This is a genomic window from Vibrio splendidus, assembly GCF_024347615.1.
Taxonomy (GTDB): domain Bacteria; phylum Pseudomonadota; class Gammaproteobacteria; order Enterobacterales; family Vibrionaceae; genus Vibrio; species Vibrio splendidus.
Window position 1 is genome coordinate 549,683 of record NZ_AP025509.1, and the last position, 24,204, is coordinate 573,886.

The 24,204-nt window shown below is 44.1% G+C and carries 16 protein-coding genes; 8 read left to right on the forward strand and 8 right to left on the reverse strand.

Annotated features, from left to right (window positions below; translation table 11 throughout):
• Nucleotides 1-23 precede the first annotated feature (23 nt).
• The 3 genes from OCU90_RS19720 to OCU90_RS19730 all read right to left on the reverse strand — a co-directional run bounded on the left by OCU90_RS19720 (nt 24) and on the right by OCU90_RS19730 (nt 4,008).
• Nucleotides 24-1,931, reverse strand: coding sequence for a bifunctional diguanylate cyclase/phosphodiesterase (locus OCU90_RS19720; RefSeq protein WP_061022923.1), 1,908 nt, complete (start codon nt 1,929-1,931; stop codon nt 24-26).
• Nucleotides 1,932-2,109: 178 nt separating this feature from the next.
• Nucleotides 2,110-3,309, reverse strand: coding sequence for an enoyl-ACP reductase FabV (fabV, locus tag OCU90_RS19725; RefSeq protein ID WP_061022921.1), 1,200 nt, complete (start codon nt 3,307-3,309; stop codon nt 2,110-2,112).
• An 81-nt stretch (nt 3,310-3,390) separates the two neighbouring features.
• Nucleotides 3,391-4,008, reverse strand: coding sequence for an arylesterase (locus OCU90_RS19730; RefSeq protein WP_004730957.1), 618 nt, complete (start codon nt 4,006-4,008; stop codon nt 3,391-3,393).
• Here OCU90_RS19730 and OCU90_RS19735 point away from each other — a divergent pair.
• The 3 genes from OCU90_RS19735 (at nt 4,007) to OCU90_RS19745 (ending at nt 9,107) form a co-directional block, all read left to right on the forward strand.
• Nucleotides 4,007-4,681 (forward strand): ABC transporter ATP-binding protein, encoded by a 675-nt coding sequence (locus OCU90_RS19735; RefSeq protein ID WP_004730959.1) that lies wholly within the window; start codon nt 4,007-4,009, stop codon nt 4,679-4,681. The genes OCU90_RS19730 and OCU90_RS19735 overlap by 2 nt on opposite strands.
• A gap of 1 nt (nt 4,682) precedes the next feature.
• Complete coding sequence (locus OCU90_RS19740) at nt 4,683-7,121, forward strand: ABC transporter permease (RefSeq protein ID WP_061022919.1); 2,439 nt, start codon at nt 4,683-4,685, stop codon at nt 7,119-7,121.
• Between the two features lie 531 nt (nt 7,122-7,652).
• The gene (locus tag OCU90_RS19745) at nt 7,653-9,107 is read left to right on the forward strand and encodes an NAD(P)-binding protein (RefSeq protein WP_017086443.1); all 1,455 of its coding nucleotides are present in this window, start codon (nt 7,653-7,655) and stop codon (nt 9,105-9,107) included.
• A 141-nt stretch (nt 9,108-9,248) separates the two neighbouring features.
• On the opposite strand, the gene OCU90_RS19750 is transcribed toward OCU90_RS19745, so the two are convergent.
• From OCU90_RS19750 to OCU90_RS19760, 3 genes are all read right to left on the reverse strand, one after another.
• A complete protein-coding gene (locus OCU90_RS19750; protein WP_061023087.1) occupies nt 9,249-10,199 on the reverse strand; it encodes a 5-oxoprolinase subunit C family protein in 951 nt (316 codons plus the stop codon).
• The gene (locus tag OCU90_RS19755) at nt 10,192-10,959 is read right to left on the reverse strand and encodes a 5-oxoprolinase subunit B family protein (protein ID WP_061022918.1); all 768 of its coding nucleotides are present in this window, start codon (nt 10,957-10,959) and stop codon (nt 10,192-10,194) included. The genes OCU90_RS19750 and OCU90_RS19755 overlap by 8 nt, the downstream gene beginning before the upstream one ends.
• A 177-nt stretch (nt 10,960-11,136) precedes the next feature.
• Complete coding sequence (locus OCU90_RS19760) at nt 11,137-11,880, reverse strand: 5-oxoprolinase subunit PxpA (protein WP_017064591.1); 744 nt, start codon at nt 11,878-11,880, stop codon at nt 11,137-11,139.
• Nucleotides 11,881-12,050: 170 nt separating this feature from the next.
• On the opposite strand from OCU90_RS19760, the gene OCU90_RS19765 reads away from it, so the two are divergent.
• The 4 genes from OCU90_RS19765 to galE all read left to right on the forward strand — a co-directional run bounded on the left by OCU90_RS19765 (nt 12,051) and on the right by galE (nt 17,712).
• The gene (locus tag OCU90_RS19765; RefSeq protein WP_061022916.1) at nt 12,051-14,114 is read left to right on the forward strand and encodes a TonB-dependent receptor plug domain-containing protein; all 2,064 of its coding nucleotides are present in this window, start codon (nt 12,051-12,053) and stop codon (nt 14,112-14,114) included.
• On the forward strand, nt 14,104-14,640 hold the full coding sequence (locus OCU90_RS19770; protein ID WP_050053078.1) for a YfiR family protein: 537 nt from the start codon (nt 14,104-14,106) through the stop codon (nt 14,638-14,640). The genes OCU90_RS19765 and OCU90_RS19770 overlap by 11 nt, the downstream gene beginning before the upstream one ends.
• Nucleotides 14,640-16,613, forward strand: coding sequence for a diguanylate cyclase domain-containing protein (locus OCU90_RS19775; RefSeq protein WP_061022914.1), 1,974 nt, complete (start codon nt 14,640-14,642; stop codon nt 16,611-16,613). The genes OCU90_RS19770 and OCU90_RS19775 overlap by 1 nt, the downstream gene beginning before the upstream one ends.
• Before the next feature lie 85 nt (nt 16,614-16,698).
• The gene (gene galE / locus OCU90_RS19780; protein WP_017079232.1) at nt 16,699-17,712 is read left to right on the forward strand and encodes a UDP-glucose 4-epimerase GalE; all 1,014 of its coding nucleotides are present in this window, start codon (nt 16,699-16,701) and stop codon (nt 17,710-17,712) included.
• Between the two features lie 355 nt (nt 17,713-18,067).
• Here galE and OCU90_RS19785 read toward each other — a convergent pair whose 3' ends face one another.
• A complete protein-coding gene (locus OCU90_RS19785; protein WP_061022912.1) occupies nt 18,068-20,215 on the reverse strand; it encodes a TonB-dependent hemoglobin/transferrin/lactoferrin family receptor in 2,148 nt (715 codons plus the stop codon).
• Nucleotides 20,216-20,439: 224 nt separating this feature from the next.
• On the opposite strand from OCU90_RS19785, the gene OCU90_RS19790 reads away from it, so the two are divergent.
• Nucleotides 20,440-21,327: a LysR family transcriptional regulator gene (locus OCU90_RS19790; protein WP_004730984.1), complete on the forward strand. Its 888-nt coding sequence runs from the start codon at nt 20,440-20,442 to the stop codon at nt 21,325-21,327.
• Here the strand turns inward: OCU90_RS19790 and OCU90_RS19795 are convergent.
• Nucleotides 21,319-24,000: a bifunctional acetate--CoA ligase family protein/GNAT family N-acetyltransferase gene (locus OCU90_RS19795; RefSeq protein WP_061022911.1), complete on the reverse strand. Its 2,682-nt coding sequence runs from the start codon at nt 23,998-24,000 to the stop codon at nt 21,319-21,321. The two genes, OCU90_RS19790 and OCU90_RS19795, sit on opposite strands and share 9 nt — an antisense overlap.
• Nucleotides 24,001-24,204 lie beyond the last annotated feature (204 nt).

The window sequence follows — 24,204 nt, forward strand, 5'->3', positions numbered from 1 at the left end:
AAAACAAACTGCTCTTTTTCGCTTTAAGCGTAACAGGTTGTCCCCAAATAGTTTTGATTGATTAAACTGTGTTCGAATTCTTGGCTCGGCATTGGCCGCCCATAAAGGTAACCTTGGCCCACATCGCAGCCCTCGTTGATAATAAATTGCTCCTGAACTTCCGATTCTATACCTTCAATCGTGACTTTTAGGTCGAGCTTCTTCGCTATTTGGACAATAGAACGAACGATTTCCGAGTCTTCGTGTGAGTTAAGCATCTGATCGATGAAGCTCTTATCAATTTTAATCGTATCGAACGGAAATTTCTTGAGATAACTGAAAGAGGCGTAGCCCGTCCCAAAGTCATCTAGTGACAATGTAACGCCAATGTCATGCAGCGATTCTAAGGTATTCTTGGCAACCACTTCATCGGCAATCAGGCCACTTTCTGTCACCTCGAGTTCCAAGAAGTGGGGTTCTAGGTGATAGGTTTCGAGTAGGTGAACCACTTGTTCCGCAAAGTGCACATTCTTGAGTTGAATTGCAGATACATTCACAGCCATCTTGAAATCTTCAACGTATTCGGACCACTCTTTCGCTTTTTCAATCGCATTACGCAAAACAAAGCTTCCGACTTCGAAAATCAAACCGTTTTGCTCGGCCATATGTATCAAGGTTTCGTTGGAGATATCACCTAAGACGGGATGGCGCCAACGTAGTAGGGCTTCAGCACCAACCCAACGATGCGTTAATGGACATACCTTAGGTTGAAAGTAGAGCATGAGGTCATCATTGCGGACAGCTTGAAGCAAATAACCTTCAATCTTATTGATGTGACTTTGTTGTTCAGTATGAGATTGAGAGTAGTAAGCGAATTTTTGCCCGGAATCTTTACAGGCGAGCATGGCTTCTGATGATTTCTGTAGAATACTTTCCGCATCGTCTTCGTTGTCAGTAATCGCAATCCCGATAAACGCATGCAAATGTACTTTGTCACTGTCGATATCGAACTCTGAATGGCCGACTTTAACGAGCGTCTGGCAAAGTTCTTCTAGGCGTTGGTGCAAATCTTTTACGCTGAACGCCAGTACGAGATCGATAGAAGTAGGGCGTGCAGTTAGTACCTCGATATCAGAGATACTGTCGATACGTTTTCGGTATTCAACCAGCACTTGGTCTAACGCGTCATAGCCATATCGAGCCTGTATGCGCCTTCCATTCGTAAACCCTATATGAATCACCGCAAATGAACTGTCCGTCAGCCTTTGCTGTGACGACAGTTTGTTATTTAGGCGAGACTCGAATGCGGTTCGGTTCAAAAAACCGGTGCCGATGTCATGATTCTTTTGGAAGTTTATTTTTTGTTCAGCCGCTCTTCGCTTATCGATCTCTTGGTTTAAAGAATAATTGAGGCTCGCGAGATCTTTAGTGCGAGTGTAAACCCGGTTCTTTAAGTCACGATTCATTTGGGTGAGCTTAGCGTGCTGAAACAAGGTTTTAAGCTGGGATTCTATCGAGGTACGAAAGCTTTCTAATAGCTTGATATAGGTAGGTGTGTAGTGGTTCTCTTTCGAGTCCAAGATACAAATAGTACCGAACAATTCGCCGTTAGGCCAAAACAGCGGAATGCCACAATAAGAGATTAAGCCAAGCTTTGTGTCGGGGTTGTTTTCCCAATCAGGATCGGCAAGCGCATTGGGCACCACAAGCTGTTGCTGAGATTCCATCACCGTTTCGCAGTAAAGCCCATTTCCTAAGGTCTCAGAATCGCCTTTGTTGTAAGGGTTATCCTCACTGCGGCTGGTAGAGAAAACTTCAATGTAGTTGGTGTGAACGCGCATGATAAGTGCAGCGGGAACTTCAGTGATTTGAGCCAAGAGGTCGACAATATTCTGCCAACTGGAGGCCATATCGTCAGGGATATCTAAGTCTATCGTTTTTATCTTCTTCATATGACTCCGAGTCAATTATGCTAAATGCATCAACACATCCTGTGTTAATTAAGATGAACCAAATAAACTGTGAATCTTACATTTACTAAGTATAAGAAATGTTGCACAAAAAAACCTCTGCAATTTTGCAGAGGTTTTCAAATGTGAATCTGGGTCTCAGTAATGAGATAAGTTTCGATTAAGGCTTTAACTTTATAAAATCATCAGTGTTAAGTTTCTCTTTATAGTCTACCGACGGCTGAGCAAAACCGTTCAACTGTAAAAACTCTTCTTTGAATCCTTGATAGTCGCCAATTGCTTGGAAGTTGTTTTCATCCATAGCTTCAAGTAGCTCAGTTACATGAGCTTGGGTTTCTGGATCGAGTTCCCATTCATCCATACGAATTAGGCGTTCGCCGTCCAGAGGGACTTTTGATTGACCATAGAGTTTGCTATTAAAAAGACGCTGCATTTGTTGGATACAGCCTTCGTGCGTCTCTTTCTCTTTCATCACTTTATATAAAGCGAGCAGATAGGGGCTTAACCCCGGAATGAATACACTGGCTTTGGTGACGAGTGCCTTACACACAGTCGCGTAGGCATTACCGCCGAAGTTTGCTAGTTCAAGGTTCAGCGCATGGCTGGTTTGATGAAGGTCTATTTTAGCGCGCCCCAAAGTGCCGTCTAAGTAAATAGGGTGCGTAACTTCTGGACCAACATAGGAAAATGCGATGGTTTTACAACCAGGGGCAATGGATTCAGCGTTGATGAGCTCATCTATCCACTGTTCCCAATCTTCGCCGCCCATGACTTTAAGTGTACTTTCGGCTTCTTCTTCCGTCGCTGCAGCAAGTGTGTTTGTCACCCAGTTGTCGTGCTCTAGCGAGATAGTCGCGCCGGTAACGCTTTCACCAATAGGCTTAATGGCAGAACGCCAAAGCTCATCAGGATTTGGCTTAGGTCGAACGCCAGCCGCTAAGCTATAGATAATCAGATCCACTTCACCTTCGAAGTAGGTTTCAATGGCTTCGACAACTTGTGTACGTGTTTCTTGTGAAAATGCATCGCCAACGATGTTGATAGCAGTGCGTTGCTCTCGTTCGGCTTCTTTCTTGAAGTAGATGTTGTTGTACCAACCAGCACTACCGAGGGACTTTTCGTTAGGACCGCGCTCGAATGAGACGCCGATGGTGTCAGCTTTTGCACCGCCAAAGGTCACGGCAATACGAGCTGCAAGGCCGAAGCCTGAGGAAGCGCCGATAATCAGTACTCGTTTAGGGCCATCTTTGATTTGCGGCGCACTCTTAACAAACTTGATTTGTTGCTTTACGGCTTCTTGACAGCCAAGAGGGTGAGCGCTTTTGGCTACCACACCCTTGATAATAGGTTCGATCAGCATAAATAACCTTACAGTTAACGGTGATATGCACTCAGGCTAACGTAAAGCTGTGTAAAATTTATTGAGCTAGACCATTAAAACTTAAAGATACTGATATAATTCTTCGGCGACGAATTCCGCGATCCAAGGTTGAGCTTCTGGTTTTGGATGCAGTCCGTCGTTCATCATCCACTCAGGTTTAAGGATGATATGCTCTAGGAAAAACGGCAAAAGCGGCACATTTTGTTGATCAGCAAGCGCTGCAAAAACGTACTCAAATTGCTGGTTGTAACGCTTACCGTAATTCGGTGGGATTTTAATCTGCATCATAATTGGCTTGGCGCCCGCAGCTTTTATCTGCTCAATGATTTGATCAAGGTTTGCAGACATCAGCTTAGGTGGGAAGCCACGAAGGCCATCATTTGCACCGAGTTCGATAAGAACAGTGTCTGGAGCATGTTCTTCAAGCAATTGTGGTAAACGAGCTAACCCGTTGCCGGTTGTGTCACCTGAAATACTGCCGTTAACCACGGTAACTGTTTTGTCATGCTTCGCTAATGCGTTTGGCAATAGACTTGGCCAACTCTGTTTGATGTCCATGTTATAACCAGCACTCAAGCTATCACCAAGTACCAGTAACTTAGAATCTAACTCGGTATCTTGAGCCAAAGAAGCGGTTGAAAATATAATAAAGAATAAAAAGGAAATTAGTCGAGTCATGCATACATCCATCATTAAAGCAGAAGCTGTTTCGAAGACAGTGTCTACTAATCAAGAACATTTAACAATCCTAGAGCACGTCGATATTGATATTCGTGAAGGTGAAACTGTCGCGATTGTCGGCACATCTGGCGCAGGCAAATCAACCCTAATGACGTTGCTTGCAGGGCTTGATGTCCCAACGAAAGGCGAAATCAGTTTATTAGGGCAGCCGCTTTCACAGCTTGATGATGAGGCAAGGGCTAAGATCCGCAGTGAATCGGTAGGGTTTGTATTTCAAAGCTTCTTATTAATTCCAAGCCTTTCTGCGCTGCAAAATGTCACGCTTCCTTGTTTACTTAAAGGTGAAGACGAAGACATCGAACGTGCGACGGCTTTGCTTGAATCAGTGGGCTTAAAAGACAGACTTGACCACCTGCCATCTCAGCTATCAGGCGGTGAACAACAAAGGGTCGCTTTAGCTCGCGCTTTTATGATCAAGCCAAAAATCCTTTTTGCTGACGAACCCACAGGCAACCTAGACCAACAAACGGCAGCCAAAATTGTCGAGTTGTTGTTTGAGTTGAACTCATCACATGGCACAACGCTTGTTCTAGTGACGCATGATCCTAAACTCGCACAACGTTGCCAACGAACACTTAAGATGCATGTCGGTCAGATAGAGGAAGTCTAAATTGAATTCATCAAACGGACTGAATAAGCGCCTGTTCTCATGGAGTGTCGAAGAGATTCGACACGGTCAGTTGTGGCCAGTTTCCATAGCATTAACACTGATCATTGCGTGTGTTTTTGCATTATCGGCATTGGCCGAACGTATGGAGCAGGTGATTGTTAAACAAGGCAAAGATGCGCTTACTGCCGATAGTGTGTTTATCTCAGCAAACCCAATCCCGCAACCCTTGCTAGACCTCACTCAGGTTGAACAGTTAGAAAGCTCTCAGTTGACCCGTTTTTCAACCATGGCATTCAGTGATAACTCTATGCAGCTAGTGACGGTGAAAGCGGTTGAAAGTAATTATCCATTACGCGGTGAAATGATTTTAGAGGGTGCTGATAAAGCATCAAGTAACCATGTTGAGCCAGGTGAGCTTTGGTTAGACGAGCGTATATTTGCGCAGCTAGAGGTTGAAATTGGTGACAATGTCACTATTGGCGATGCCGATTTAACGATAACAGGGCGCATCACCCAAGAGCCAGGCTTGAGCTTTAACCCATTCCAACAAATGCCTGCTGTGCTAATTCATACCAGCGATATCGAGGCCACTGGAGCTATTCAACCGGGCAGTCGTGTAAGCTTTAGGCTGTTTCTAAACGGTGATGATACAAAACTGAAAGCCGCGCAAGACAGCGTAGAATTAACACCAAGCGATCGCTGGCGCACGCAAGACTCTGCGAGTCGTACTAACGACATGTTCGAGAGCACAACTCAATATCTTTCTCTAACGGTTGCTATCGTTGTGATCATGGCGGCGACCACTTTGGTACTTACGTGCCAGCATTATGTTGCGAGTCGCCGTAAAACCATTGCGATGCTTAAAAGTTTGGGGGCGAGTAAGCAATGGATCATTAAATGGTTGTTTGTACAGGTGTCTCTGTTAGTGGTCATCGGCGCTGTACTTGGAATTACAATAGGGGTCGGCTTAGAGTTTCTACTTCGTATACCTTTAGGTGATTTGTTGCCAACACCACTTCCTAGCTATGGTATTGAACCTGTCATTTTGGCGATTTTATCAAGCATCCTCATTGGTGTGCCTGCTCTTGGTATTCCGTTAACTGGCTTGGTCAATACCTCGGCAATCAGCGTGATTCAATCAAGTCATCAGTCCAATGAAAGCTATAAGAAATACCTGTTGTTGCTGGTGCCTATTATTCCAATGATGCTGATGTACGGCGATAACCTGTTGGTATGGATAGTTCTAGCGGGTATCGCTTGCCTGTTCTTAGTGCTCGCGATTGTCAGTACGCTTGTTCTGCGTTTGGTCGGCAAGCTGCCGACGTCGACATCTATGCGCTTGGCATTGAGCCGAATTAATCGCACACCATTAGCAACAGGGATTCAATTTGGTTCTTTAGCGCTGTCTTTGATGCTGCTATCGATCATATGGCTAGTGAGAAGTGACTTGCTGTCGGATTGGCAGCAAACCTTACCTGAAAACGCGCCAAATGCGTTTGCGCTGAATATTGCGAGCTATGAGAAAGACAGTTATCTCGAGACGATTGATGCAAACGCAGTAGAGCGTACTCAAGCGTTTCCAATTATACGAGGAAGACTCACAACCATTAACGGCGTTGAGGCGAAAAAATACAGCGAGACCTCAGAAGAAACAGATGCACTAAGCCGCGAGATCAACTTCACATGGGGAGATAGCCTGCCTGAGTATAATGAAGTGTTAGAAGGCAGCTGGACACAAGAGCAGGGCGTATCTGTAGAATCCGATGTCGCGGAGCAGCTGGGTCTAAAGATTGGCGATGAGTTATCGTTCACAATCAACAGCCAGAATGTCTCTGCCAAGGTGAACAGCATCCGAAAAGTAGAGTGGCGAGAAATGAAGCCGAATTTCTACTTCATATTTACGCCAGATGTTTTGAGCTCTATTCCTTCTACTTGGCTCGTGAGCTTCCGACTGGAAGAACAACATAATCAGATGCTCAACGAACTCTCTCGAAATCACCCAACCGTGAGTTTGATGGATATTCGTAAGATGGGTAGCAAGATCCAAGAGTTGCTCAAACAGATTGTTTGGTCGATAACCGTACTTGCGGCTTTGGGTGTGGTAGCAGGGTTGTTGCTAATCTTTACTCTGTTGCGATTGAGCTTGTCTCAAAGACAACAAGAGATACGTTTGTATCGCACTCTAGGTGCGAGTAAGAAGCGAATTCTCAACACTATTTGGTGTGAATACGGGTTAATGGCGTTAGTGGCTGGCTCTATTGCTGCGATGGGTTCTGAGCTCAGTGTCGCAGGGGTAATGAACTTTGGGTTCGAGTTAGAACCTTCACTCCACCCAATGCTATGGATAGCGCTACCCGTGCTAACGTTTATCACATTGGCCGCGGTAGTGAATAGCTTAATCAAACGTTTGTTGGCACCAGTAAACAAGGATTTTGGCTAGTCTCTAGCGAGATCTCACAAATGCTTAAAACGGTCTAAAAGTGACATTATTTATATTTAGTCATGCACTATTTATAAGGCGTCGCTTTAGACCGTTTTTTATTTGACCAATGCGTAGCACAAGTAACGAATATCGCACCTTAATTTTCCAATTTTTTAGTGTTTTTTAAAACTAATCGCACAATAATGCCGATTTAATGAACAGCGGTTAGTCCCTGTAAACAAAGGGTTTGCGCAACTTAGCAAGAACGTTATCAACAGTTATCCACAAAAACGGTGGATAACTTTAGGGATAAGTTAACATCTATGTTTTAAGAGTACGGATGTAGCCTTTATGTGGCGTCACTTAGGACAATTTTGACTGTTAGAATAACCTTTAAAACTCTATCTGGAGTTATTGAGTCAAGAGATTATTTATGTTTTTTACATAGATATTAAATCCCACTTAACTAAGACCTTGATAAAAATGTGTTTTAATTCATCGCAGAACAAAAGTAGAATAGCGGCAGTTAATCTTATTCTACAGAACACGATGAACCACAACAAAACGGATACAAATCAGCCTTCTATTGCCATTGTTGGTGGTGGTATTGCCGGAACAACAAGCGCGATTCACTTTAGTGAGTTGGGTTTTAAGGTCACTATCTTGGAAAAAGGGCCGAGTTTGGTTAATGGTCCACCAATTTGCCACCTGCACGCTGGCGGCAATTTGTATCGAGATATTTCTGTAGAGCAGTGTCTTCAGTTGCTCACTCAGTCAATTGATACCGTCCGCTTGTTTCCCCACACGATCAATATTCGTCCGACAATTATCGCTGTTCCACACAGTGATGGTGGAGAGCCGTTGGATCTACTTCCGCGTCTAAAGATAATCAAGAACGCTTATGCTGAGCTTGTTAATCAAGATAAAAGTAACCAAGTGCTTGGTAAGCCTGAAGAGTATTACAAGCTGTACAGCAAAGAAGAGTTACTAGCACTTGCTACCCAAACACAGCCTCTGAAACCAACATCGCTTGATGATTGGTGTATTCCTTTCGCTAAACATACGGATCTAGAAACCCTTAAGTATCCTGTTGCTATGGTTCAAGAGTATGGCTGGAGCGTATTCCGCTTATCTGCAACCGCTCAACTGTCTTTGGGGCAACAATCGAATTGCTCAGTATTAACCAACAGCCGATTGCAATCTGTTGAATCGTTAGAGCAAGGCTGGTCTTTGACTTATACAGACGCTGAGAACCAAAGCTGTCATCTAACGACCGACTACTTGATTAATGCAAGTGGCTTTGAGACGGGCATCGTGGATGACTTTGTCGGTTCTAAGCAACAAAGGCTTGTTGAGTTCAAAGCCGCATACGTTACAGAGTGGCCGTATTCGCAAGAATGCAAGGAAGAGTGGCCAGAGGTTATCTTCCATGGCCCGAGAGGCACACCGCAAGGCATGGCTCAGTTAACACCGTACGCTGATGGTGTATTCCAACTTCACGGTATGACAGAAGGGATTACTCTGTTTGAGGGTGGGCTTGTTTCATCGTCAACAGATTCATCACAGCCTCAGCTGCCTTCTAAGCTTCTTAAGAAAATCGTATCAGGTTGGAGTGAAGAGCAGCTTGAATTAAGAACTCGCGCTGCGATAACGCATATGTCTCAGTTCATCCCAAGTTTTAGCTCTGCACTGGTAGGTGGTAAGCCTCTGTTCGGAGCACAGCAGATTCCGGGAACCGATCCGAGCTTAAGAGCTTCAGACGTTTCATTCTGTGGTGATCGCTATGCTCGACTTGAAGTAGTCAAAGCCTCCTCAACCCTAGAGGCTGCACAAAAGGTCGCTGAGCATTGGTTTGATGTCGCAGAGTCAGTATCGATTGAAGATACACACTCAGTGACAATGTCACTTAATCTAAGTGATATTGAGAATAGAGCGATAGATTTGACACAAGAACGTGGATACCCAGAAGCCCTTGCAAAGGTATCAGGCCAAGATCACGCTTAAAATTGCGCTGATTCACCTAGCGTTTAAATCATGATGGCCTTACCAAAAAAATCTAGCTTGCTGCAAACAGTAAGTTGGATTTTTAGTTTATACGTCTTACTCATGTTCTTAATTTAAGTGGCTTTTATCTACAGGGGCGCATCAATAGCCGAAAAACTGAGCCCATTGGCACCACACATCTTGTAATCCTAAGCGATCGCCTTTACTAAACGAGACCTCATGTCCCGGTTTGGCTTGTGCTAAGCGCGGTAAATCGACTCTGGCGACACATCCAATCTTCGGATAGCCACCAATGGTCTGTCTGTCATTAAGCAACACGATAGGTTGCCCATCTTGGGGGATTTGAATCGCACCCAAGGCAATGCCTTCTGACAATAGCGAAATATAAGGTGAATCAACCGCTTCACCACTCAGTCGATAACCCATGCGATTTGAATTTTGGTCAACGTGATATTGTGCGTTATACAAAGTCTCTTTTGCTGACTCGGAGAACAGCTCGCTTTGATAGCCTTCAATCACTCGCAGGCTCACAGGTAGGTTGTAATTAGGCGTGTATCGAAAGGTGACACTCAACGCTTTAAACGGGCGAGAGAGTTTGTGTTGGGTAAACGCAATTTGTTGCCCTTGCTGGCATGGCTCTCCATCTTGCGTTAATCCACCAATCTTTTCACGAGTCACCGTAGAACAGCTATCAAGAGTTGATGGAACATCGAAGCCCCCCTTAACGGCTAAATACGCCCTTAGACCATTTTTAGGCAAACCAAATGAGAGAACTTGCCCCTTAAAAGCTTGAAAAGTACGCCAGTTCGACTGTGGTTTGCCATCGAGCTTCGCTTGTAAATCGCCACCACATAATGCCATCTCACAATCAAAATCGATTCGTAACGCGCATTGCCCAAGCGTGATTTCCAACGCCGCTTGGTTGACTGGGTTTCCGAGCAGGTGATTGGCCCAGCTATACGAGTAATCATCAACAGGACCACCTTGTGTTAATCCAAGATGAGCAACACCAAATCGTCCGAAATCTTGAATCAAACTCAACGGGCCGGGTTTAATCACTGTTAGTGTTGGTTTAGCGATTGTATTAACCATTAGCGACATCTCCACTAATCTCCATAAGCCTAAGCTCTACAAATTCTTGTTTTGAAATCGCGATGAAACGGACCGCATCACCAACATTAAGTAGAGACAGCGGCGTTTGCGTGGTATCAGCGTTCTTTAATTGGCTGTGATCAAACAGTGCGAGTGGGCAATTGCCAATAATATTCCAACCGCCCGGTGAGTCCGAAGGATACACCGCCGTTTTCGTATCCGCGATGGCGATGCTGCCTTTCGGTACACTTAAACGTGGGGTTGAATGACGAGGCAAAGCAAGCTCGTTGACCACATCAGACATAAACGCAAAGCCAGGCGTAAAACCAATGGCACTGACGCTGTATGTTTGTGAGGTGTGATGTTGAATGATTTCATCCAGCGTGATGCCTTTGGCTTGATATCGGTCTAAATCGAGTGCTGTTTCTGGTGAGTAATAAGCGGGAAGCTCGATAGTGTTACGCGTGTTACTAACGCTAGAGAAAGACGAAAGAGCGTGATTCAACAAATTATTGAGTTGTTCCATGAGCTGCTTTTCTGATATTCGATAAGGTAGGTAATCGACCAATATTGTTTGGTAAGCCGGCGTCACATTCATCAACACCGACGCTAAGTTTTGACGAATAGCATCGGAAAAATGAGCCATGTACTGCGCATATTGAGCGCTAGATTGATTATTTGAAGGCGATAGCGTCAAGGTCACCAAAACGCTGCATTCTGCGACTGGCGCTATATTGAACTCAATTTGATTCGTCGTCATTTCGTTTCCATACGTTTGTTTGCCTTTGATTTACTTACTGCCTTTTATTTGCGTATTTGGCGTTTTTAACATCCGTGTCTAAACCAATACAAAGCGATTAGACCTTACGAGCAATTGGCTAGATGCTCGGTTAGGCGAGTGATAAGGCCATGCGCCATACCAATCAAACGCTACATACTAGTTAAAAGCATTAAGGTCTTGTCTGATTTTTCTAATTAATGCGATGGATTGGGGGTTATCACCATGAACACAGATGGTATCGGCTTCAATAGGCAGTCTTTCACCTTCAATGGTCGTGACCGAACCGTAGTTAATGATTTGCATGACTTGGTTGTAGATGTCGTCTTGATTGACGTAAACAGAGCCTTTTTGAGTTCGCGGCGATAACTGCCCATTATTCAAGTACGCACGGTCGGCAAACGCTTCAAACAATAGGGGTAAGTCATGATCGTCAGCAATATCTAAATACTGCTGATTGTCTGATGAAGAGAGAATCATTAAGGGGATGTTAAATTCAGCGACGGCTTGGGCTACCGCATTAAACACATCAATGTTCGCCATCATATCGTTGTAAAGGGCGCCATGAGGTTTCACATAGCCAACAGATGCATGGTGATATCGGCAAAGGGCTTGTAGTGCACCGACTTGATAACAAACCAGTTCACTGATCTCGTCCATGGTATGAGGAATAGAACGGCGACCAAACCCAACCAAATCTTGATAACCAGGGTGAGCACCAATTTGAGTGTGATAGTGCTGCGCCAGTTTTATGGTTTTGGACATAACGTGCGGATCAGACGCGTGAAAGCCACAAGCGATGTTTGCCATATCGACCCATTCCATGACCGACTCATCATCGCCCATCTTCCAATTGCCGAAACTTTCTCCCATGTCGCAATTAAGCAAAATCTTCGTTGTCACGTGGTGCTAATCCTTTACGTTGAGGTAAGTAATGACGGTCTTATAAATGCCATAAATAAACAGTGACCTGACTCAAACTTTCGACACCGAAAATTTACCAGTATGGCATTTCATATATAGTTGAACTATTGATTAAAGGATTAATATCTATCTGTATATTAGGTGAGCACATGATATCGCGCCAGGTTTGCTTAGGACTAGCATTAACGACACCTGTTTTTGTAGCTGCTCAAGAAAACTCTTTAGACCAACTCATGTCGATGAGCCTTGAAGAGTTGTCTATGTTAGATGTTGAAATGGAAACGGCTTCGAAAGTGACACAAAAACTTACCGACATTCCCTCATCGGTTTATGTACTTTCTAATGAGCGAATTCAACGCAGTGGGGCTAAAACCATTGCTGAAGTGCTGACGCTAGTACCCGGCCTCAAAGTGACCAAGTTTAACGAGACCTCGTGGTTTGTTTCGACGCGCGGCTTTCATGATGGGCTGTATAACAAAATGCTCGTGATGATCGATGGACGAAGCTTATTTAGCCCAGTGTATGGCGGCACGTATTGGAGCGATGTTGACTATATACTTGCCGATATCGAACGCATCGAAGTATTAAAAGGCCCCGGAGGAACGATTTGGGGAGGCAATGCGGTTAATGGTGTGGTGAATATCATTACTAAGTCTGCCAATGATACTCAAGGGACGTATCTCTCTGGTGTCGCCTCTAATACTGATAATTACGAGTTTAGTGTTCGTCAGGGTTTAAGCCTGAATGACGATGTGAATGCGCGTGCATTCTATAAGTACCGAGAAGAACCCACGTATCGCACAAACGAATCTGAAAAATGGAAAGCGCAAACAGCTGGGATGGTGTTTCAACCAAGTAATGCCGAAGAAAGTTGGTCATTACGTATTGGTGGTGAGAAAAGCTTTTATGAGTCGGAACTCTATACGTTCCAATATGATAACTCAGGCTCTTTTGTCGGTTCACAAGCCAATGATTTTGATAACAAGAGCCAATCTGTTTATGTCCAATTCAACGACTCTCGCCATTTTGATGAAAGTTCGACACTCTCATATTCGCTATGGGGTGAATATAATGAGGATAATGCCCCAGACGCCCCTGGAAGTTATTCCACAATCGATTTTGACTCGACCTATATCAACCAGCTATCTGCAAAGCATCAGATGACACTCGGTGGTGGCCTGCGATATATGTATCTTGATTTCTCGTCTAGCCAAGTTTCGGACGTTGATTGGTACAATCCCGATTACGAAGGTCGAGCCTACAATATCCAATCTGCCAACGATTATATTGCGAACGCTTTTATACAGTCTCAAATTCAAATGACGGAAGCGCTATCGATTACTATTGGTGCCAAGGTTGAACACTTTACACAGAATGACTCAACAGAACTTTCACCTCAACTGCGTGGCTTATATAAGTTAACTCAACGTCACTCCGTGTGGGCGGGGCTTAGCCGTGCGGTTGTTGCACCATCTTATATGGATTCAAATTCTACATACTACTTCAACAGTTATAACACCGATTCAAACGACAGTTATCTGGATGTCTATAAATCAAACTCAAACCTTGAAATAGAGGACGTCATAACGGCTGAAATGGGGTATCGCTACTCTAACAATTCAAATTTCGAGCTCGATGCAACAATCTACCTGAGTGAACATGACAATCTTCGCTTCCACAGCTATGACCCGAATGATATCCCCGCCAATCATATCTATGTCGGCGCATTATCTGATGATTATAAAGCGAAAACCTATGGCTTAGAGTTAGGCGCAAGTTATCAAATTACAGAAGATCTCACCAGTTACCTTAGTTATGCCTATTCAACGTTAGAAGGCGAAAACAAGGGTGATGACCCTAAATCTAGCCCACAAACTGGCGTCTATCATGACATTGATAATGAACATTTAGCCACGGCACAGTTGATGTGGAATATCACCGATAGCTGGCAATTCGATGTTATCGGCCAATACATTAATGTGAATTACCCAGACTATTGGATAGCAGGCGATGGCACTCAATACGAATGGCAATCTTACCCACATGAAATAACCTTTGATGCACGTCTTGCATGGAAAAAATCATCCGCAGCACCTTTAATTGAAGTGGTCGTTGAAAACATTGGTAAGAGTGACGGCTATCAAGCTGAATTCACGTCTGAGAAAAGTGTCAACCAAGAGTCTGTATATGTGAGGGTCTCTCATGAATTCTAAGTGGCTCAAGCACCGTATTAAGCTTGGTTTTACTAAACTCAGCCTTGCCACGTTAGCTATGTTTATTATGCCTTTGAATACATCGGCGGCTAGTTTCAAGCCTTATGAAGTGAAAGCGGTGTACCTTTTTAGAATTGCCAACTTTATTCGTTGGAACGACGAAAGCACCATGAATACGGTTAACTTCTGTGTGATTGGCGATGAGAAGGTAAGCAAAGCACTGACGTCGATTACACAAGGAAAATCTATTCGTTCTCACGCTATTCAAGTACATCAATTGGTGACTCCTAAGTGTGATATCACTTATCTATCTGATCTCGATAATGATGAATTTAGCCGTAAAGCCCACTCACCACATACTGTGACGATTAGCGATATCCCAAACTTTACGGACATGGGAGGAGTCATTGAGCTAACGCACATCGATAATAAGCTAAAGCCTAAGATCAACTTAGTGAATGCAAGGCGCGGTGAATACGTCATCGGCTCAAACCTATTACGAATCGCTATAGTGGAGGGCCAATAATGTTGTCTTTCATTAATAATTTATCGATTAAAAACAAGCTGATATTACCGATTGTCATCTTCATCGCGGTTACTTTTGTGACGATTCAATCAGTTAATTACACTGTCACTTTTGAGAGAGAAAAAGAGAGTCTTATTCAGCGAGTTAAAGTGTTAGCACAAGGTGTTGCCTATAACCTACAAGCCGCGATTCTATTTGAGGATAAATCTTCGGCTCAGGAGATTTTGTCAGCCTTCGTTGCGGATCAAGATATCGTCAGGGTGAAGCTCTATGACATTAACGAACAGCTTTTTGCGAGTTATCAAGTCAGTAATACGCTGGTTCCAAGGCCGAATACAGATGAATTAAATGACATCGCGGATCATCAATTTGCCATCTCCGAGGATTTCATCTTTTTGCTTGTTCCGGTGACGCTAGATGACGCTGTGATCGCTAACTTGAGAGTGACAATATCAAAAGAGACGTTTAATGCGATCTTAACGAATATTTTCAAGGTTGCGGCCGTCTACTTGCTGTTTCTGGTGATCTTAGGCGGGGGATTGGTCAAATTGGTTCAACGCTTAATTATCGATCCAATGTTTGACCTTAATGAGGCGATGCAAGCCTTTGTTGAACGTCGTTCAGAACAACCAAAATTAGTCGCAACGAACCACGATGAGATAGGGGATCTGGTTAGAGCTTTTAATACCATGCTCGAAAGACTTCAACATCGTGACAACCAAATCAATTTTACGCTAGATAAACTACAAGAAGAAAAGTCGTTTGCGAATGAGGTAATTGAAACTGTTCAGCACTCGTTGTTGGTAGCCGATGAAAAAGGGTTCATCGTTCATGCGAACGCTGCCACTCGTGACATTTTTAAGTGTACCGAAGCGTTTCTTGAAAATTTATTGATCCAAGAGTTGATCGCAACAAAGCAAACTGGGTTCTTACAAGAGGTTATCGACGCTAATATTGAGCTGAATGACGAACTACTCGAAACCACCGATCTCTTTAACTCAAAACGCTGGCTTCGTGTGAGCAGCCGTTCGTTGTCAAAGCACGGTCGTATTCTTTATGCAATCCAAGATGTCACGGGGATAGAAACGGCCATGAGTCGCCAGCGTATAGCCGCGGGTGTTTTTGAGAACAGTAAAGACGGCTTAATCGTACTGAATTCATCCAACGTAATTACCATGGTTAATCCAGCGGTCACTCAACTTCTCGGTTATCACGCCGATCTGCTGGTGGGCAAAACACCATTTGACGTTTTTTCTTGGCAACAGTTTTCATCCCTAATGCCGACAATTCGCAGTTCATTGGAAAATTATGGGCAGTGGCAAGGCGAGGTATGGGAGAAGAGTGCATCTGGCACTTTGGTTCCAATGTTTGTAAAAGTGAATCGAGTTTCGTCAGACAACGAGAAAGACGAGTTTGATATGGTACTCACACTGTCTGATTTATCTAATGTCAAAGAGATGGAAAGGCTTGAACACTTGGCTCATCACGACGCATTAACGGGTTTGGCCAACAGAGCTCAGCTGTATAAGGTGATGGATGATGTCGTCACCTCTAGCCATTATTCTAATCAGCATTTTGCGGTTATCTACTTGGATCTCGATGGCTTTAAACACGTTAACGATAACTATGGACACGATGCGGGCGACGAAATCCTCAAAGAAGTATCGAGCCGGTTGCTATCTCAAGTTCGTGCAGGAGATTTGGTAGCACGTTTGTCGGGTGATGAATTTGTTCTTATTATTAAACAGACCAACAAAGTCTTGTTAGCAAAGTTAGCGGAGCGACTGTTGGAGCTGATCGGGCAAGAGGTGACCCATAAACAGCGTTCGCTTCATGTTGGAGCGAGCTTGGGCATACACTTAGTTGATGGTTCAGAGCGTGATATAGACGTGATTCTAAAGGTTGCCGATGAGGCGATGTACCAAGCAAAACGCAAAGGAAAAGGTCAATTTGTGTTCTCTCGTGATAGTTAATAGCCGTAGGCGTTTGTGACCTCTACCTAAGTTGTTGTATCATAAGTGATAGGTTGAATATTTTTAATTAAAAGGTCTGCTAAACATGAATGTTTTAGTTACAGGTGGCATGGGTTACATCGGTAGCCATACAAGTATCCAGATGATCAACGCAGGAATGACACCTGTACTTTTTGATAGCTTGTATAACAGTAAACCAAGCGTTCTAGAGCGTATCGAAAAAGTATCTGGTGTTCGCCCTAATTTCATTGAAGGTGACGTTCGTGATAAAGCGCTTTTGACTGAAACCATGAAGCAACACAACATTGAAGCAGTTATTCATTTCGCTGGCCTAAAGGCGGTTGGTGAATCTGTGGCTAAGCCTCTTGAATACTATGACAATAACGTCAACGGCACGTTAGTCCTTGTTGATGCAATGCGTGACGCTGGTGTGAAAACCTTAGTATTCAGCTCTTCAGCAACGGTCTACGGCGATCCTGCGAGTGTGCCTATCACCGAAGATTTTCCAACAAGCGCAACCAATCCTTACGGTCGTAGTAAGCTAATGGTTGAAGAGTGCTTAACCGATTTCCAAAAAGCCAATCCAGATTGGAGCATTACGCTGCTGCGTTACTTTAACCCAGTAGGTTCACACCCAAGTGGTGAGCTAGGTGAAGACCCGCAAGGTATTCCAAATAACCTAATGCCATTTGTCTCTCAAGTAGCCGTGGGCCGCCGTGAATTCCTATCGGTATTTGGTAGCGATTATCCAACAAAAGACGGGACTGGTGTTCGTGATTACATCCACGTCATGGATCTGTCTGATGGCCACATCGCAGCGCTTGAAAAAGTAGGGCGTAAAGACGGTCTTCATATCTACAACCTTGGCACTGGTAACGGTTCGAGTGTATTAGATATGGTTAAAGCGTTCGAGAAAGCGAGCGGTAAACAAGTCCCTTATAAACTGGTCGATCGTCGCCCAGGTGATATTGCAGAATGTTGGGCAGACCCTGCTAAAGCTCAGAAAGAGCTCGGCTGGAATGCGACGCGTACATTGACTGAAATGACGGAAGATACATGGCGCTGGCAGTCAACGAATCCTAATGGTTTCCCTGGCTGATCTAGTCGTTTCATGAATGATTAATATACAAAAAGATGCTTTAGGGCATCTTTTTTGATCTAAATCGAATAAAAAGTGAATTAGTGGTTAAAAAGTATCATTCTGTATCGGTTGTTGTTATCATGCTCGCGAATTATATGTTTAATGTTAATTTTCTTTGGAGTTAATCATGGAACTAGGCCTAATTATCACTTTCATCATTGCTGCTGCAGTAATGGTTAAGAAAGAGATGGCAGAGAAGTAATTTCACTTTATCCCTTTTTGATACAATTTTTAGTGAAATAATAAAAGCCAGCATTTAGCTGGCTTTTTAGTATCTGCTGTATACGTTTCTGTGGTTCAGCTTTCTAACGAATTAGAATTCGTATTTAGCTGAAATGCCGTAGTTTCTTTCCGCTTGAGAGTTCTCTTTGTAAAGCTCATCATCGCCACGAATGTCGTTCCAACGGTAGTACTCTTCGTTAGTTAAGTTGAATACACCACCACGGATAGTAAGATCCTTCATTGGCTTGTAGTAAGCTGTCAGGTCAACAACCGTAGCGCTTGGAAGCTCAGCTTGACCAGCGTTGCCGCCGCTTTCGTCATCGAAGTTGATGTCTGAACCAGACTTGTTAGCCGTGTAGTTTAACTTAAGGCTAGTACCCCAGTTTTGGTTTGGAGCATCATAGTTAAGACCTAATACAGCATTCCAAGGGTTAACACTATTCAGTGCATTACCGTTTCCGTCTTCACCTTCTGTATATGAAGCAACGAAGTGAGTTGAAATCCCCTTAGGTGCACCTACCAAAACATCCCATAGTAACGTGTTAGAGAATTCAACACCCTTAATTGTTGCCGAATCTAAGTTAACGTTAGAGTAGTGTGTAGTTCCGCCAACTTTGTTCGTTACCACTGTTTCGATAAAGTCATCGTAATCACTGTAGTAAGCCGCAATCTCAGACGATGAAGCCTGTGTATTATGACGGTAACCTAGCTCATAAGAGATACTGGTTTCTGACTTAAGATCCGGGTTTGGATCGTTTACGTAACCATGTCCTGGGTTGTCATACGTGTAGTACAGTTCATCGAAAGAAGGGGCTCTAAAGCCTTGGCTAATTTGGCCAAAAATGGTGCCTGTATCAGTAAGTTTGTATGTTGAGCCTAAACGTCCAGTTACCGCAGAATCAGAGAAGTCCGTAAGTGACTCACCTGTATTTTTACCAGGGTCTGTAGAGAAGTGATCGAAACGAACACCTGGAGTAACAATAAGTTTGTCGTTCATTAGGCTAATTTCGTCTTGTACAAACAGACCAAATTTTTGCTCTTTAGCATCAGGAGTGTATACATAGAGCTTATCATCAGTCGCAGTATCAGAGTTGTACTCCATATTGGTATTGCTGATGTCGCTATGTGTATAAGTTGCCCCATAAACTAGGTAATGGTTGTTAATCTCTTTATCTAACTGCGTTTCAATCTCAAGCTTATCTTCTGTGTACTCGTAATCTTTGGTTTGAAGATTGTCGTTGTTAGCAGGAACGTAAGGTGGAAAGCCCGGACCTGCGGGTTTAAAGCGTTTCGTCACACCATTTTCTTCTTTGGAAATGTACGACACTTTACTGGTCACGGTATCGGCAATTGCGCCATCAGCGAACCAAATGTGTTTAATCGCAAATCGATTTTGCTCTGTATCATCTGCACCCGTGTAGCTATCGTAGCTTGAGTGATAAATGTCAGAGTCTGAAGTATCTTTGATTAGTTCAGCTAGAAACTCAATACGATGGCTTTCATTCAATTGATATTGCAATTTTACCAATAGGTTATCGGCTGATGTGTCTTGATCTTCTACTGCGTAATTCTCTAAGTTATTAGAGTCGCGGAAGTTTTGAAGCTCTTCACCGTCACGGCGAGTGTAGGCAACCAATGTTTCTAAGTCACCAAATCGATTAGCTAATGCAACGTGCTCACTGAAAGAGTTATCTTCTGAAGAGTAAGACAGTTTCGCTTGGCCACCGAAGTCTTCGCCATCTTTCAAGAAATCAGAAGGGTCTTTAGTTTCAAAGGCAACAACACCGCCAATAGCATCACTTCCGTGTAAACTTGAAGCAGCACCTTTGATAATTTCGACACTTTTAAGCATGTCGGGATCGATTGAAATACCGCTAGAATTGATAAATGCGTATGGACCACCATCAAATGAACCTGGCTGAGAAGAGCCATCGACTAAAATCTTAACGCGTTTACCTTCCATGCCACGAATGTTGATAGTCTGTGCGCCTTGGCGAGAGCTTGAATTCATCGTTACACCCGGAGTGTATTCGAAGATTTCATTCACATCTTTCGCCATGTTCTCTTCAATTTGCTTATCCGAGATGACAGTAACAGAAGCCGCAGTATTGATAAGTGTTTGATTCGTACGCGTTGCCGATACAACAACCTCGTCAAATAGGGCATAATCGTCAGCAAAGGCTGATGTTGATGAAAGCGCTAAAACGATTGAAGCAGAGAGTAGGGATTGCTTATACATCTGATAGTTACCTTAGTTCCATAGTATTATCTTGATTTGCGAAAGATAATATTGGATCTAAATGATAATTACTATTATTTGCATTTAAATAATTTTCAATCTTATCAACTAATTCATAATTAATACTCTTAAACACCTGTATTAAAAAGACTTTTACAGTTCCATTCACAGCCTGAATGCTTCTGTTTTTGTGATTCAAGTCTCATTTATAAAGTAGGAAAGCTATGCATAGTCCAATAACACTTGAAGCATTACACATATTAGATGCCATTGATCGTCGTGGGAGTTTCGCAGCTGCAGCGAATGAACTGGACCGAGCGCCTTCTTCATTGAGTTATCAAATCCAGAAGTTAGAGCAAGACTTAGATATCATGATTTTTGATCGCTCAGGCCACCGTGCAAATTTCACGGAAGCGGGGCAGTTAATATTAGAGCAAGGTAGAATCATTCTTGGTGCGACTGAACAACTCGTTAACGATGCGAGTATTCTTGCTAATGGCTGGGAGCTAGATTTAACCATTGCGTTTGATGGCATCATTCCTATTGCCAATTTCTTCCCGTTGGTCGACGAACTCGGGAAAATCAGCAAAACACGTGTTCGCTTACAAGAAGAGATCTTAGCCGGATGTTGGGAATCCCTGACAGATGGCCGAGCCGATTTATTGGTATGTCCCAAGCTCGACACGATTCCAAACGATATGAAAAGTGACATCATTGGTAAGATGGAAATGGTATGGGTCGCGGCATCAAACCACTACGTTCATAAGCGCTCTGGCGAGTTCGACCAAAAGGCGAGGGAAAGTTACAGGGTTATTGCAATTGCGGATACTGCACGCGACCAACCAGCGTTGAGTCGCAACATTCTCGAGAAACAACCTCGTTTAACCGTAACAAGCTTCCCTGCAAAGGTAGAGGCTCTGACAACAGGATTAGGGATTGGCACCTTGCCGAGTAGTATTGCTAAGCCGCTGATTGAATCTGGCGTTCTGCAACAGATTTCGGGGACAGAACCACAGCCGATCGATATCGTCATGGCTTGGCGACGCAACAAAATGGGCGACGCCAAGTCTTGGTGTATCCAACATCTTAAAAAGACATGGGCGTTAAAGTAACGGTAACACCATATCTGCAGTACCATCTTCAAAACTGATATCTAGCTCGAAGCCGAGCTTTTGAGCTAGTGTCAGCATCCCTCTATTCGTTGGCATCGTCATGCCCGACATCTGTTTAGTCTGCTTCGCACGGCAGTAATCGATAACCTTAGTCATAAGAATACGACCTAAGCCGACACCTTTCAGATCGGAACGTATCAGAATCGCGAACTCGGCATCGGTGTTCTCTGGGTTAATTAGCGCTCTCGATACACCAATAATCGCAGGCACACCTTGTTCCTTACGAACCACCACAAACGCGATTTCTCTATCAAAATCAATCTGAGTAAAGTTCGCTAATGCCTCATGATTGAATTCACCAACATCACTAAAGAAACGCTTATAAAGATCCTCTTTAGAGACGCGATTAATAAAATCGGCATGAAGCGGTTCATCTTCAGGAAGAATAGGGCGTAGCAACACTTCGGTGCCGTCCTTGAGTACGATATTCTCTTCAAGTTCGACCGGATAAGGGCGAATCGCAAGACGTTCTTGTGGATCGCCTTCGTACGCTTTCAAGATGATATCGGCATCTAATATCGTGAACTTGTCGCCATTGGCCAGTACTGGATGGATATCCAAATCATGTATTTCAGGGCAATCCACTACCATTTGCGATATACGAACCAGCAACTCAGAGAGCCCTTCAATGTCGATCGGGTTAGGCAGTTTTTGCAGGCGAATCTTGCCACTTTTTATCGCCCTGATGATCAAGTAACGCGCCAGTGTCATGTTAAGCGGTGGGAAAGCAGCCGCGGCATCAATCGATTCATCCCACTCAGAGCCACCTTGGCCAAGTAAAATGATAGGGCCAAAGGTTTCGTCCGTTGTGACCTTAACTCGCAGTTCTTGGCCGCCTGCAAGCTTGGCCATACCTTGAATCAACAAGCCATGGATATGAGCAGTAGGGAACGACAATTGAGATCGATCGAGAATTGCCTGAGCGGCATTCGCGACTTCACTACTGTTTCGTAAATTGAGCATCACACCTTGAACGTCTGACTTATGCGCAATGTCTGGCGAGCGAAGTTTTACGGCGACCGGGTAACCGATCGTTTCAGCAATGTGCACCGCTTCACTTGGGTCGGAAGCAATCCAAGTTGGCAACACATCAAGATTGAAGTGCTTGAAAAACTGACTGTTTTGATGGGTATCAAGACTAACTGTGTCTTTATCCAGTAGTTGGCGCTCTATCCAATTTTTGGCATCTGCCAAGTCTTCAATGTGCACTTTTTCTGCCGTGGTCGGCGTTTCCATCAACTGACGTTGGTTGCGTCTGTACTCGACCAAGTGCATGAATGCGACCACTGAACTTTCAGGCGTTCGATAGGTTGGGAAACCCGCTTCAGTAAACAGCTTTCTCGCCGGCCTTGCGGTTAACTCCCCAGACCAATTCGTTAAGATATTAAAGCGCTTGTGGCGAGGATGCTTTTTAATCGCTTCAATAATTCGCTCAGCTGTTCTGGCTGAATGTGCGACTGCAGAAGGGCTGTGCATGATAAGAATGGCATCCGCTTCATCGCCATCGAGCAAGATGTTTATGGTGTCGATATAGCGTTGTTCGCCAGCATCGCCAACAATATCGATAGGGTTACTATGAGACCAGCTCGATGGCAAAACCTTACTGAGTTTATCGAGCGTATCTTCAGATAATTCTGCGAGCTTACCACCGCGGTCAAAAAGGGTGTCCACGGCCATAATTGCAGGGCCGCCACCATTGGTAACAATAGCCAAGCGCTCGCCACGCAAGGGCACTGAATGAGTCAGTGTCTCTACCGCAGCAAACAGTTCATGTAAGTTCTTAACTCGCAACATACCGCTGCGTCGGATCGCAGAGTCATAGATAATGTCTAAGGTATCGGCACCACCGGTATGTGCCATGGCCGCCGCTCGGCCTTTCGCTGTTCGTCCGCCTTTTAGCACTAGAATTCGTCGGTTGCGTGACGCTGCACGCGCTGCAGAGATAAAGCGCCTCGCATCAGTAATGCTATCGACATACAGCAATATCGCTTCGGTGTGAGAATCAGTACTCAGATAATCCAAGAGTTCCGAGAATTCAATGTCACTGCCATTGCCGATCGAGATAAACGCTGAGAAGCCAATCTCTTTGTCGTTCGCCCAATCGAGAATCGTAGTACACACTGCAGCAGACTGAGAAACAAAGGCGATTTTACCTGGCAGCGCAGTTACCGGAGAAAATGAGGCGTTTAAATTTAACCATGGGACAATAATCCCCAAGCTATTAGAGCCAAGCACCCGAATGTTGTGTTTTTTAGCAATCGCTAGGCATCGTGCATCATACGTTTCGCCATTATCGCTTTGTTGCTGCATGTCGGAAGAAAGCACAATGACAGAGGCTATGCCTTTCTCGGCCAGCTCTTCAAAAATAGCCACATTACGGGTTGCATTGGTACAGAGAATCGCAAGGTCAGGCACGATAGGCAGTGACAAAATGTTCTTGTATGAGAGTACGCCTGCCACCGAGTCATATTTTGGCGTAACGGGCATCACCGCACCTTTAAAATCCCCGTGCAACAAATTGTTCATGACGATATATCCCGCGCGCGTTTCTCGTTGAGAAGCACCAACAACTGCGATTGAACGGGGTTTAAGGAGGGGATCAAGATGATTCATAGACATATCCTAGCAATGCACGTAAGTTCATCGTAACTTACTTTTGACTCACGGGTTGATGGCAAATTCACCGAATTCAGATGAATAAGCAAACACTGCATAAAGTTTGTGAAATAGGTCACCCACTAATGGTGTATAATCTCAAAGTTAACTTGATTCTAAACCGACGTATCGGCATGATTTATAGTAATTATTATTAAGGAT